Genomic DNA, 12,893 nt, shown 5'->3' with positions numbered 1-12,893 from the left:
GACCGATCGACGCCGATCGCCGCGGGCACGCGACCGGGCTCCGTCAGGGCACCGGCCGCAGATCCACGGCGGCACAGCGCGCCCCGACGACGCCCAGCACGGCGGCCGTGCCGGTCAGCGGCAGCCGCAGCGCGCCAGGGTGGCGGCGATCCGGTCCAGCGCGCCCCGGGCGGCGGTCTGCCCGTCCGCCGGCGCGCGGTCGGTGAGCACGGCGAAGGTGAGCAGCCGCCCGTCGGCGGTCGTCACCAGCCCGGCGATGGCGTGCACGCCGGTGAGCGTGCCGGTCTTGGCCCGGACCACACCGGCGCCGGCCTTGGTCGCCGCCGCCTCGTAACGCTCGTTCAGGGTGCCGGACCAGCCACCGACCGGCAGGCCGCCGAAGATGGCGGCCAACTCAGGGTGGCTGCCGCTGCCGGCGAGCGCGATCAGGTCGGTGAGCAGCGACGGGCTGATCCGGTCGGTGCGCGACAGGCCGCTGCCGTCGGCGAGGGCCAACTCGTCGGCGGGCAGGCCCAGCTCGCCGGCCACGGCGTCCATCGCCGCGGCGGCCCCGACGAACGAGGCCGGCTTGTTCTTCGCCAGCGCCACCTGGCGGGCCATCGCCTCGGCGATGATGTTGTCGCTGTCGGTGATCATCATGTCGACCAGCCGGACCATCGGCAGGGACTCGACCTTGCCCAGCTCGCTGCCGGGGGCGCCGGCCGCCGCGCCGGCCCCGCCGGCGGGCGCCTTGCCCCGGCTGACCGCCGAGTTCGGCAGACCGAGCAGCCGGGCGAACGCGCGGCCGGCGGTGAGGTCGGGCTGCGACACCCGGTCGGCGGCGTGGTTGCCGTCCTCGTGGTCCTTCTTGGCCTGCGAGACGTCGCCGCGCGCGCCGTCGGTCATCAGGGCGGTGATCGCCCCGCCGTAGCCGCCGGTCGGGATGTCGTCGTCCCAGCCGGGTTCGTGGACCGGGCCGGAGTAGAGCGAGGAGTCGACGATCACCTTGGTCGGGGCGGTCCCGCCGAGAGCCTGCTTGACCTGGGCAGCCAGGTCGTCCAGGCGGGCGGCGCCCGGGTAGAAGCCGTTCTTGTCGACCGCCAGGGTGGGGTCGCCACCGCCCACGATCACCACCTCGCCGGGGTTCGCGCCGGCCACCGCCCGGGTGGGGATCCGGTACGCCGGCCCCCGCGCGGCCAGCACGGTGACCCCGGTGACCAGCTTGGTCACCGAGGCGGGGACGGTGCCGTCGTCGGCGCCCTTGGCGAAGAGCGACTCCCCGGTGGACACGTCCGCCACCGACACGTTCACCCGGTCGCCGAGGGCGGCGGCCCGGACCAGCGGATCGAGCGCGGCGCGTATCCCGTCGGCGGTGGGCAGCGGGGCGTTCGGGTCGGCGTCGGCCAGCACTGCCGACGGCGCCGGGTCGGGTGGTCCCGTGGTCGCCTGCGGAGACTCCGCCCCCGGGTCGAGCCAGCCGGCGACCGGGCCGGGACGCACCACCACCACACCGACGCCGGCGAGCACGAGCAGGAGGACCACGGCGAGCACCACCGGCAGCCGACGCCGGCGCCGGGGCGGCGGGGCGGCCGGATCCGGGGCGCCGGGCGGTGCGCTCACCGGGCCGCCGCCGGAGGGTCCCGCGGTCGGGCCGGCTCCGGCCGGGCTCACCTGAGCCCGGCCGGCGGTGCGCGGCGCGCCCGCCCCCGCCGGGGCGTAGCCCGGGTCGGCCGGTTCGTGGGCCGGGCGTGGACCGGCGGGCGCGGGGCTGGTCGGGATCCCGGAGGTCGGGGCCGGGCCGGAGGGGTACGCCGCGGGGAAGGTCGGCGGCGTCATCGGCCGATCGGGGCCGAGGGTCGGGAAGCGGCCCCGGTCCGGACCGGTCGCGCGGGGGTCGTGCGGCGGCTGCCAGGCCGGCGGTGGGGTGGGGCCGGGGGTCGGGCCGGTGGCGCGGGGCGGCTGGGCGTCGGGCACCGGTACGCGCCCGGTCGCACCGCCGGAACCAGATCGTCCGGTACCGCGTCCAGACCCCGACTCCGGGCGGTAGTGTGAATCTTCCCTCCCCACGACCCCCTCCTCCCCCAGTGGAAACCGGCTTGGGTGACACTACTTCGGTCCGAACACTATGCGGCGGCCGGAGCCGGCGGGTGGCTTTCACCTGTCCGGGCGGCGGCCGCTAGTTCCGTTGGCCAGCGTGGGCAGACGAGGGAGCGTGCAGATGGATTTCGACGTCACGGTTGAGATCCCCAAGGGTCACCGCAACAAGTACGAGGTCGACCACAAGACCGGGCGCATCCGGCTTGACCGCACCCTCTTCACGTCCACCCAGTACCCGGCGGACTACGGCTTCATCGAGGGCACCCTCGGCGAGGACGGCGATCCGCTGGACGCGCTGGTGCTGGTCCCGGAGCCGACCTTCCCGGGCTGCCTGATCCGGTGCCGCACCATCGGCATGTTCCGGATGACGGACGAGAAGGGTGGGGACGACAAGGTCCTCTGCGTCCCCTACGAGGACCCGCGCCAGGAGCACCTGCGCGACATCCACCACCTCGGCGAGTTCGACCGGCTGGAAATCCAGCACTTCTTCGAGGTGTACAAGGACCTGGAGCCGGGCAAGTCGGTCGAGGGCGCCACCTGGGTGGGGCGTACCGAGGCCGAGGCCGAGATCCGGGCGTCCTACCGGCGCGCCGAGGAGGCCGAGGAGCGCGGCGACGCCGCGCACTGAGCCCGCCAGAGACATCGCGACGGGCCCGGGGGCCGCTCAGCCGAGCAGCCCCCGGGCCCGTTCGTTCTGGTCGACGGTGGCGAGCCACCGGGTCTGGGAACGCCGCCCGGCCGATCCGGACTTCGCCGTGGTCCGGGTGGCCGTCGGACCGCAGACCCTGGCGACTCCGCTGGTCCCGCCGGTCACCCGACCGCTCGAGGAGCTGGAGCCGATGACCGCCGGCGCGCTGCGCCGGTTCCTGGACGCGTACTCCGTGGTGCCGGACCTGCCGGTGGCACTCTCGCTGCGCAGCTTCGCCCGGGTCTTCGTGCGCGACACCGCGGACACCCCTGCGCGCACCAGCACCGGCGCCGACGGCGGCACGGCGCCGGACGGCGGGCCGGCGCGGGGCGCCCACGGCCGCGCGCTGGTCCGGGCGGTGCTCACCCAGCTCGCGGTCTTCCACGCCCCGGACGAGGTGCTGCTCGCCGTCTGCGCCGGCCCGGAGCGGCGGGCCGCCTGGGAGTGGGTCAAGTGGCTTCCGCACGCCCACCACCGGTCCCGCACCGACGCGCTCGGCGCGGTGCGGCTGGTCACCAGCTCCGCCGTCGAGTTGGAACGGCTGCTCGACGAGGTGCTGAGCAACCGGTCCCGGTTCAGCCCGGCCGGGCCGGCGACCGACGGCCCGCACGTGGTGGTGGTGCTCGACGGCGGTGACCTGACCGGCGCCACCGAGTTGGTCGGCGACGGCGGCATCGACGCGGTCACCGTGCTCGACCTGGACACGCCGCCACCCCGGCTGCTCGACCGGTACGCGCTGCTGCTCGCGCTGCGCGACGGACGGCTGCACTCGCACTCGGCCGAAGGGCACGCCGAGGTGGGCGTCGCCGACCGCCTCGACCCGGCCGACGCCGAGGCGGTCGCCCGGCGGCTGGCCCCGCTGCGCCTCGCCGGTACGGCCCGCGGCCCGGACGCCCAGCTCCACGCCGACCTGGGGCTGCCCGAGCTGCTCGGCCTCGGTGACCCCGAGGGCTTCACGGTCGAGCAGGGCTGGGCGCACCGCTCGGCCCGGGAGCGGCTGCGGGTGCCGATCGGGGTCGGCGCCGACGGCGGTGCGATCGAGCCGGACCTCAAGGAGTCCGCACAGGACGGGATGGGCCCGCACGGGCTGCTGATCGGGGCGACCGGCTCCGGCAAGTCCGAGCTGCTGCGGACCCTGGTGCTCGGGTTGGCCGCGACGCACAGCTCGGAGCAGCTCAACTTCGTCCTGATCGACTTCAAGGGCGGCGCGACCTTCGCGTCCTGCGACCGCCTGCCGCACACCGCGGCCGTGATCACCAACCTGGCCGACGCGCTGCCGCTGGTCGACCGGATGGTCGACGCCATCAACGGCGAACTGGTCCGCCGGCAGGAGCTGCTCCGCCGGGCCGGCAACTTCGCCAGCCTGCGGGACTACGAACGGGCCCGCTCTGCCGGCGCCCCTCTCGCGCCGCTGCCGTCGCTGCTGCTGATCTGCGACGAATTCTCCGAGCTGCTCTCCGCCAAGCCCGACTTCATCGATCTCTTCGTGCAGATCGGCCGGCTGGGCCGGTCGCTCGGCGTCCACCTGCTGCTCGCCTCGCAGCGGCTGGAGGAGGGGCGGCTGCGTGGGCTGGACACCCACCTGTTGTACCGGATCGGGCTGCGCACCTTCTCGGCGCTGGAGTCGCGGACGGTGCTCGGGGTTCCGGACGCCCACGAGCTGCCCCGCACCCCCGGCCACGGCTACCTGCGATTCGGCACCGAGCCGCTGATCCGGTTCAAGGCCGCGTACGTCTCCGGCGCGCTGCCCCGCCGCGGCCCGGCGGCCGGCTCCGGCGCCGGCGGCACGGCGCGCCTGCTCACCTTCACCACCCACGTCGTGCCGGTGCCCGAGCCGGCGACGCCCGCCCGCCGCAGCCGGTGGACGAGGAAGGCCGGGCAAGCCTCCTGGACCTGCTCGTCGACCGGCTGGCCGGGCAGGGCCCACCGGCGCACCAGGTCTGGCTGCCACCGCTGGACCGTCCGCCCGCGCTGGACGAGCTGCTCGGCCCGCTCGCGGTCGACCCGGCACGCGGCCTCGGCAGCGCCAACCCGGAGCTGCACGGCGCGCTCGGCGTGCCGGTCGCGGTGGTGGACCGACCGTTCGAGCAGCGCCGGGACCTGCTCTGGTTGGCGCTGGACGGCGCGGCCGGGCACGTCGCGGTGGTCGGCGCCCCGCAGAGCGGCAAGTCGACGGTGCTGCGGACGCTGATCTGCGCGCTCGCGCTCAGCCACACCCCGGCCGAGGTGCAGGTCTACTGTCTCGACTTCGGCGGCGGCGGGTTGGCCGCGCTGCGCGACCTGCCGCACGTCGGCGGGGTGAGCGGCCGGGCCGACCCGACGGCGGTCCGGCGGACCGTCGGGGAGGTGTCCACACTGCTGGCGGAGCGGGAGCGGCGCTTCGCCGAGCTGGGCGTCGAGTCGATGACGGCGTACCGGCAGCGGCGGGCCGCTCTGGGTGCGACCAACCAGCCCGCCTCGACCCGTTCGGCGACGTGTTCCTCGTGGTCGACGGCTGGACGACACTCCGCGCCGAGTACGACGACCTGGAACCGCTGATCACCGACCTGGCGACCCGGGGCCTCTCGTACGGGGTGCACGTGGTGACCACCGCGCTGCGCTGGCTGGACTTCCGACCGGTGATCCGAGACCTGTTCGGTTCCCGGCTGGAGCTGCGCCTGGGCGACCCGGCCGACTCACTGGTGGCCCGCCGGGCTGCGGCGAACGTGCCGGAGCAGTCCCCCGGCCGGGGCGATCACCGCCGAGAGCCTGCTATTCCTCACCGCGCTGCCTCGGCTCGCCGACTCCACCGCGGACACCGCCGACCTGGTCAAGCGGGTGGTCGAGGCTGCCTGGCCCGGCCCACCCGCGCCTCGGGTGCGGCTGCTCCCACCGGCGCTCCCCTACGCCGAGCTGGACCTCGTCGCGACGAGCGGCCTGCGGCTGCCGGTGGGGATCGCCGAGGCCGACCTGCGCCCGGTGGCTCTGGACTTCGCGTCCGAACCGCACTTCGTGGTCTTCGGCGACGCCGAGTGCGGGAAGTCCTCGTTCCTGCGCGCGCTGGCCACCACGATCGTCACCCGGTTCACCCCGGAGCAGGCGCGGGTGATCCTGGTCGACTACCGGCGCAGCCTGCTCGGGGCCATCGAGTCGCCGCACCTGATCGGCTACGGCACCGCCGCCGCGCACACCGCCGATCTGGTCGAGTCGGCCGCCGGCTACCTCGCCCGCCGCATCGCCGGCCCCGAGGTCACCCCGCAGCAGCTGCGCGACCGGTCGTGGTGGACCGGGCCGGAGCTGTTCGTGCTGGTCGACGACTACGACCTGGTGGCCGCCGGCCCGGCCAACCCGCTGCGCGCCCTGGAGGAGTACCTGCCCCAGGCCCGGGACGTCGGTCTGCACCTGGTCCTGGCCCGCCGGACCGGCGGCGCGGGCCGGGCCCAGTACGAGCCGATCGTCCAGCGGCTGCGGGAACTCTCCACCGCCGGGCTGGTGATGGCCGGCAGCCCGGAGGAGGGCGCCCTGGTCGGCCCCGTCCGCCCCGGGCCGCTGCCGCCGGGCCGTGGTCGGCTGGTCACGCGGCGAGAGGGCGTACGCCTGGTGCAGCTGGCCCACCTGCCGCCACCGTGACCGGTTCGACGGATCTCACCGAAGTCGGGGGGAGACCCGGTAATCTCCGAACGTCGCGGTTGTGTCCCGATGAATGGCTGAGGAATGTGACTGGGGTTCGGCACAGCTGCCCGCCGGCGGCCCGACGGCTCGCCGGCCGGGCGCTGCTCGGCGTCGCGGCGACCGTCGTCGCGGTCGCCGGTCCGGTGGCGCCCGCCGGTGCCGCCCCGGCCTCCGCGCGCGAGGTCACCGGTGCCCCGATGGCGCTCGCTCCGGGCGACGCGCCGAGCCGGCCGGACCAGGTCCGTGACGAGCAGTGGCAGCTCGACGAGCTGAACGCGGCCACGGCGTGGCGCAGCGCGACCGGGCGCGGGGTCACCGTCGCCGTGATCGACTCCGGAGTGGACGGCAGCCACCCCGATCTCGTCGGGCAGGTGCTGCCCGGGCTCGACCTGGTCACCCCCGGGGGCGGCCCCGAGCCCGACCCGGTCGGCCACGGCACCACGGTGGCCAGCCTCATCGCCGGGCGCGACGACGACAAGCAGGGCGTGGTCGGGCTCGCGCCGGACGCGCGGATCCTTCCGGTCCGCGTCCTCGACGCCGAGAATCGCTACGACGACGCGATGATCGTCGCCCGCGGGGTCCGCTGGGCCGTCGACAACGGCGCCCGGGTGATCAACCTGTCGCTGGGCGGCAGCGGTGACAGCCCCGCCCTGGCCGCCGCCCTGGACTACGCGTTCGCCCGCGACGTGGTGGTCATCGCCTGCACCGGCAATCTCGCCACCTCGACCAGCACGAAGGTCTGGTACCCGGCCCGCGAGCCGGGCGTCATCGCGGTCGCCGGCCTGGAACGCAGCAGCGAGAACCTCTGGTCCGGGTCGATCACCGGCCGGGCCACGGTGCTCACCGCGCCGGCCACCGGACTGGTCGGCGCACGTCCCCGCGGCTACTGGCGGGTGCAGGGCACCAGCTTCGCGGCCCCGCTGGTGGCCGCCACCGCCGCGCTGGTGCGCTCCCGCTACCCGCAGATGTCGGCGGGTGAGGTGGTCAACCGGCTGCTCGCCACCGCACGGGACATCGGCCCGACCGGCCGGGACGACCGCTTCGGATACGGCCTGGTGGATCCGGTGGCGGCCCTGACCGCCGACGTGCCGTCGGTGAGCGGCAACCCGCTGGACGACAACGCCTCCCCCGGCGTGGTGGGCTTCGGGGCCGCGCCGGGGCTCGACCAGGGCGACCCGGCGGCCGGCGCGGGCAGCGACCCGCTCAGCCTCACCGCTCCGCGCCAGCAGACCCGGTGGACCGCCCGCCCGGCCGGTGCGCAGGACGACTCGGCGCCGGAACGGCTCTGGACCGGAGCCGCGGTCTTCGTCGCGCTGGTCACCGGCGCGGCGTTGATGGTGCGCCGGTTCCGTCAGCGCGGCCGCTGAAGCGTCCGGGTCTGACCGCCCGTCCGGCGGGTACAACTGACGCCATGAGCACGCCCGGCCCGCGCACCCTGGTCCCCGTCGACGGGGTGTCGTGGCGACGCCGCCGGCTCGACCCCGAGCACTCGCTGGGTCTACGCCTGACCCTGGCCGCGATGGCCGCGTTCCTGGTGCTCGTGCCGTTCTCGCTGCTCGGGCTCCTCGTGCTCGACGCCTGGCCGCCGCTGCACCGGCTGGACGCGGCGGTGACCGACACGCTGCACGGGTACGCGCTGACCCACCCGGAGTGGGTCCGGGTGATGAGCATCTGGACCAACGTGTTCGGGCCGATGCCGCTGCGCGCCGGCGCGCTGGTGGTGGTGATCTGGCTGGTCAGCCGGGGCGCGCGCCGACTGGCGCTCTGGGTGGCGGTCACCATGCTGGTGGGCGGGCTGCTCGGCCCGCTGCTCAAGCTGCTCGTCGGCCGCGACCGGCCGGAACTGCTGGACCCGGTGGCCCGGGCCGCCGGCTACGCCTTCCCGTCCGGGCACGCCCTCAACGCCACCCTGGCCGCCGGGGTGCTGCTGGTGGTTTTCCTGCCGCACCGGAGCGGGCCGGGGCGCTCGGCGCTCTGGGCTGGCGCGCTGCTGCTGGCCGTGGTGACCGGGGTGAGCCGGGTGACGTTGGGCGTGCACTGGACCAGCGACGTGGTCGGCGGTTGGCTTCTCGGCACGGCCGTGGTGGCCGCCACCGCCGCGGCCCTCACCGTCTGGCGGCACCGAGTGCGGCTGGCTCCGGCCCAGGCAGTCCGCGATGGCGTCGCGCCGGAGCCCGGGGAGCGATCCGGGGAGGACTGACCGGCGGCGAGCCGCCGCGCTGGCGCCACGGTTCCGGGCCGGCCTGGATCGGGACGGACGGCGCCAAGGCGTAACGGATCGGCTCGACGGGTATTGGCGGGCCCATGGCCGACACCATGGTCCAGATCGTCCGTCGCGTGCTGCTGCCGGTGGCTCTGCTGCTCTCCGTCATGCTGCTTCTGGGCGGGCTGGTCACCCGGGTGCTCGTCCGGTCCTGGCCGTTCACCGCCGAGGACGCGGTCAATCGGGAACTCGCCGCCGATCGCACGGCCGGTTGGAACGACGTGTCGCTCGTCTTCAGCACCCTGGCCAGCACCCAGATGATCGTGCTGGTCACCGCGCTGGCCGCGCTGGCACTGCGGCTGTGGCTACGTCGCTGGCGGGAGCCGCTGTTTCTCTGCGCCGCGGTCAGCGCGCAGGCGCTGGTGTTCCTGCTGACTACGATGGTCATCGACCGCCGGCGGCCGGCCGTCGAGCACATGGACGTCTCCCCGCCCACGTCCAGCTTTCCGTCCGGGCACACCTCGGCGGCGGTGGCCCTCTACGTGGGCATCGCTGTGCTGCTGGCGCTGCAGGTACGCAGCACCGCCGCCAAGGCCAGCTGGTGGATGCTGCTCGTGCTGGTGCCGGTCGGCGTCGCGCTGACCCGCATGTATCGGGGCATGCACCACCCGAGCGACGTGGTCGCGTCCTTCCTCAACGGCGGCGCCTGCGTGGCCATCATGGCCCGGTCGATCCTTGACCGTGGCGTTCGATGGGGGCGCGCGACACTGCCGACCGTCACCCCCACCAGCGACGACCGCGCCACACCTCGCTCCGAGCCCCTCGTGCCGTGATCAGTCCGCCCGACGCTGGCCGCCCCACAAGGGCGCTCCTGCCGAATCGGGTCAGGTGCACTCGCCGGTGCCGGTCGCGCGGGTGCGCTCGGCGCCGGCCAGGGCGACCGGGCGGGCCTCCGCCGCGGTGACCGCGAAGCCGGTGTTCGGATCGTCCGCCGCCGCCGCGAAGATCACCCCCAGCACGAGCCCGTTCGAGGAGACCAGCGGCCCACCGGAGTTGCCGCTGCGGACCAGCGCCCGGATCGTGTAGATCTCCCGTGTCACGTCGCCCGAGGAGTAGATGTCCGGTCCGGTGATCCGGTCCACGTCCCGAATCCGCGCCGACTGGGCGTTGTACGGCCCGTCGAGCGGGAAGCCGAGGACGATCGCGTCCGCGCCGCTGCCCGCGTTGCCGGCCGCGAACCGCATCGACGGACCGGGCAGCCCCGGCACGTACAGCACCGCCAGGTCCCGGTCGGGGTCGTAGACGACCACCTCGCCGTCGTACCGGTCGCCGCCCAGCTCCACCGACACCGAACGGGTGCCGGCGACCACGTGCGCGTTGGTCATCACCCGGTCGTCGGCGTACACGAAGCCGGAGCCCTCGATCCGCCGCGAGCAGCTCGGCGCGGAGCCGAGCACCTTCACCACCGCGCGTTGGCCGTTGACCACCACCTGGGAGCCGGCGAGCGCCGGATCCGGCGGCTCCACCTGACGGGCCCGGGTGGGGGCGAGGTCACCGAAGACGTCCGGGAAGCCGTTGGTGTCGACGGTGTCGCGCAGCGCCGTCGAGAGCTGCTGGGCCTGGTCGGGCAGGACCCGATCCACCACCGTGAGCAGCGCGCTGTTCCGGACCGACGAGGCCAGCCAGGGCAGTGACGACGAACCCAGCGGCACCGCGACCAACCAGGCGACCAGGAGCACGGCGAAGAGCGAGACGAACGCGCCGCCGACGTCGTCGACCTTGCGCAGGCCGGAGCCGGTGATCGCGGCGCGCAGGTTGGAGCCGAGCCAGCCGGCGAGCGCCTGACCCGCCACGGCGAGCCCGAAGACGGCCACCAGCGATATCAGGACCCGCGTGCCGCTGTCCACGAACTGGCGGGCGAGCAGCGGCCCGACCTGGAGGCCGATCAGGGCGCCGAGGAAGAACCCGGAGAACGACAGGATTCCGATGACGAAGCCCTGACGGTATCCGCTGATCGCGAACACGAGCATGAGCAACAGCAGAACGAGATCGACGGCGGACACGGGTCAAGCGTACGGGCAGCGGGCTCGCCGGATGACCATCGCATGCGGAAGGTGACCGGGCGGTCAGCGTACGGGTGTCTCGTCCACCTCGTCGGTGTCCGCGGAGGGGGCCGGCGAGGCGCCGGTCGGCGGAAGGTCGACCACCCGGCCGGGCGACCACGGGCGGGTCCAGCCGCCCATGTCGAGCAGGGCGGCCAGCACCCCGGCGGTGAAGCCCCAGACCAGCATGCCGCGCGCGGCGAACGCCGGACCGATCCAGCCGCTCGGATGGCGTACCCGCATCCGGTTGTCCGGGTCGACCAGCTCGGCGATCGGCAGCCGGGCCACGTGCGCCACCTCGGCCGGCTCCCGCGGGTGCACCGGGTGCGGCGCGTGCCACCAGGCGAGGACCGGGGTCACCACGAAGTCGCTCACCGGGATCCAGAGCTTCGGCAGCTCGGCCAGGACGGTGACGCTGCCCGGGTCGAGACCGACCTCCTCGTTCGCCTCGCGCAGCGCGGTCGCCGACGCGTCGGCGTCCTCCGGGTCGGCGGCGCCGCCGGGAAAGGCCGGCTGGCCGGCGTGGGTGCGCAGGGTCGCCGCCCGCTGGAGGATCAGCACGTCCGGGCCGGTGCCGGGCTGTTCGCCGAGCAGCACCAGCACCGCGCTCTCCCGACCGCCGGTCTCCGGGGTGGTCAGGCGGGTGAAGTCCTCGGCCCGGGCGGTGCCGAGCCGGGCCAGCAGCGGCCCGATCCACTCCGGCGGTCTCCGGGTCACGCCGGCACCGCCACCCCGAGGTGCTCACGCACCAGCGCGCCGAGACGCGCGTCGTCCAGCGCGCCGGAGGTGTCGACGTGCCGGACCCGCCCCTGCCCGTCGACGAAGACGGTGAGCGGGATGGCGTTGCGGTTGAGCGCCCGCTGCAGTGCCTCACCCTGGTCGACCAGAATCGGGAACCGGATTCCGAAGTCCTCGCCGATCGACTGGGCGGCGTCCCGGCCGTCCCGGGTGTTCACCCCGATCACCTGGAGTTGACCGCCGGCGCGTTCGCTCAGCCGCTGGAAGGCGGGCAGTTCCTTGCGGCACGGCGGGCACCACGAGGCCCAGAGGTTGACCACCGCCGGGCCGCGTATGTCGCGGAGGGCGACCGGCGCGCCGCCGGTGAAGCAGGAGAGGCTCAGGTCGGGCAGCGGGTCGCCCGTGGCGGACGTGGGTGCGGACGCGGCAGCCGAGGGCGCCGTGGTCAGCGCGGCGCAGTCGGCGAAGGGCGAGGGCCGGCTGGCCGCCGCACCCGGCCGGGACGGAGCCGGGCGCTCGGTGTCGGTCGCGGTGCAGCCGGCCGCGGCCAGCAGCAACGGCAGGAGCAGCGTGACCAGCCTGCGGTTCACGGCACCTCCGCGGCGACCGCCTGGGCCGGCACCAGCTCCGGGTCGATCCCGGCGGCCACCGCCAGGTCGCGGGCGCGCGGGCCCTTGAGCAGCTTGACCGCGACGGTCGGGTCGGTCGGCCCGGTGCCGTACGACGGGCAGAGTTTGGCCAGCGTGCACGCCCCGCAGGCCGGCTTGCGAGCGTGGCAGACCCGACGGCCGTGGAAGATCACCCGGTGCGAGAGCATCGTCCAGTCGCGCTTCTCGTAGAGCGTGCCGATCGCGTGCTCGATCTTCACCGGATCGGTCTCGGTGGTCAGCCGCCAGCGGTGCACGAGTCGCTGGAAGTGGGTGTCGACTGTGATGCCGGGAACGTCGAAGGCGTTGCCGAGGATCACGTTGGCGGTCTTGCGGCCGATGCCGGGCAGCGTCACCAGGTCGACCAGCTTGCCGGGCACCCGGCCGTCGTAGCGCTCCACGAGCGCCCGCCCCAGCTTGATCAGCGAGTCGGTCTTGTTGCGGAAGAAGCCGGTCGGCCGGATCAGCTCTTCCAACTCGCCCCGGTCGGCGCCGGCGTAGTCGGCCGCCGTCGGGTAGCGCACGAAGAGCTTCGGCGTGACCTCATTGATCTTCTTGTCGGTGCTCTGGGCGGAGAGGATCGTGGCGACGGCCAGCTCCAGCGCGTTGGAGTGGTCCAGTTCACAGTGCGCGTCGGGGTGGGTCGCGGCCAGCACCCGACCGATCCGACGGGCGCGGCGCTTGCGCCCGAGGTCCGTCTCGCTGGCGCCGGGGGAGCTACTCGTCACGCCGGCCAGCCTACGTCGCCGCGCCGACTCTCTCGGCGGCCCACGCCCCGGTTCAGCGGG

At 74.8% G+C, this 12,893-nt stretch carries 9 protein-coding genes and 1 pseudogene; 5 read left to right on the top strand and 5 right to left on the bottom strand.

Going from position 1 to position 12,893, the window contains the following annotated elements:
* Positions 1 to 114: 114 nt before the first annotated feature.
* Entirely contained in the window at positions 115 to 1,599 is a 1,485-nt protein-coding gene (dacB, locus tag O7603_RS23030; protein WP_348651085.1) for a D-alanyl-D-alanine carboxypeptidase/D-alanyl-D-alanine-endopeptidase, read from the bottom strand.
* Positions 1,600 to 2,197: 598 nt separating this feature from the next.
* Between dacB and O7603_RS23025 the strand changes: the two genes are divergently transcribed.
* From O7603_RS23025 to O7603_RS23005, 5 genes and pseudogenes are all read left to right on the top strand, one after another.
* The gene (locus tag O7603_RS23025; protein ID WP_281571862.1) at positions 2,198 to 2,704 is read left to right on the top strand and encodes an inorganic diphosphatase; all 507 of its coding nucleotides are present in this window, start codon (positions 2,198 to 2,200) and stop codon (positions 2,702 to 2,704) included.
* Between the two features lie 67 nt (positions 2,705 to 2,771).
* Positions 2,772 to 6,373, top strand: a pseudogene (gene eccCb, locus O7603_RS23020) (type VII secretion protein EccCb); the annotation flags it as partial.
* 86 nt (positions 6,374 to 6,459) lie between these two features.
* Positions 6,460 to 7,782: a type VII secretion-associated serine protease mycosin gene (gene mycP, locus O7603_RS23015; protein WP_281571861.1), complete on the top strand. Its 1,323-nt coding sequence runs from the start codon at positions 6,460 to 6,462 to the stop codon at positions 7,780 to 7,782.
* A gap of 44 nt (positions 7,783 to 7,826) precedes the next feature.
* A complete protein-coding gene (locus O7603_RS23010; protein ID WP_281571860.1) occupies positions 7,827 to 8,615 on the top strand; it encodes a phosphatase PAP2 family protein in 789 nt (262 codons plus the stop codon).
* Positions 8,616 to 8,719: 104 nt separating this feature from the next.
* Positions 8,720 to 9,451 carry a phosphatase PAP2 family protein gene (locus tag O7603_RS23005; RefSeq protein WP_281571859.1) on the top strand — a complete coding sequence of 244 codons (732 nt, stop codon included), beginning with the start codon at positions 8,720 to 8,722 and terminating at the stop codon, positions 9,449 to 9,451.
* Between the two features lie 51 nt (positions 9,452 to 9,502).
* Here the strand turns inward: O7603_RS23005 and O7603_RS23000 are convergent, their stop codons facing one another.
* The 4 genes from O7603_RS23000 to nth all read right to left on the bottom strand — a co-directional run bounded on the left by O7603_RS23000 (position 9,503) and on the right by nth (position 12,833).
* The gene (locus O7603_RS23000; protein ID WP_281571858.1) at positions 9,503 to 10,681 is read right to left on the bottom strand and encodes a MarP family serine protease; all 1,179 of its coding nucleotides are present in this window, start codon (positions 10,679 to 10,681) and stop codon (positions 9,503 to 9,505) included.
* A gap of 63 nt (positions 10,682 to 10,744) precedes the next feature.
* Positions 10,745 to 11,437, bottom strand: coding sequence for a CoA pyrophosphatase (locus O7603_RS22995; RefSeq protein ID WP_281571857.1), 693 nt, complete (start codon positions 11,435 to 11,437; stop codon positions 10,745 to 10,747).
* Positions 11,434 to 12,048, bottom strand: coding sequence for a TlpA disulfide reductase family protein (locus tag O7603_RS22990; protein ID WP_281571856.1), 615 nt, complete (start codon positions 12,046 to 12,048; stop codon positions 11,434 to 11,436). Before O7603_RS22990 ends, O7603_RS22995 begins: the two co-directional genes overlap by 4 nt.
* Positions 12,045 to 12,833 carry an endonuclease III gene (gene nth, locus O7603_RS22985; RefSeq protein ID WP_281571855.1) on the bottom strand — a complete coding sequence of 263 codons (789 nt, stop codon included), beginning with the start codon at positions 12,831 to 12,833 and terminating at the stop codon, positions 12,045 to 12,047. Before nth ends, O7603_RS22990 begins: the two co-directional genes overlap by 4 nt.
* Between the last annotated feature and the right edge of the window lie 60 nt (positions 12,834 to 12,893).

It is taken from the genome of Micromonospora sp. WMMD812, from assembly GCF_027497215.1.
Taxonomy (GTDB): Bacteria; Actinomycetota; Actinomycetes; order Mycobacteriales; family Micromonosporaceae; genus Micromonospora.
Note: the sequence above shows the minus strand (reverse complement) of the source record. Positions and strands in the feature narration are given on the sequence as shown.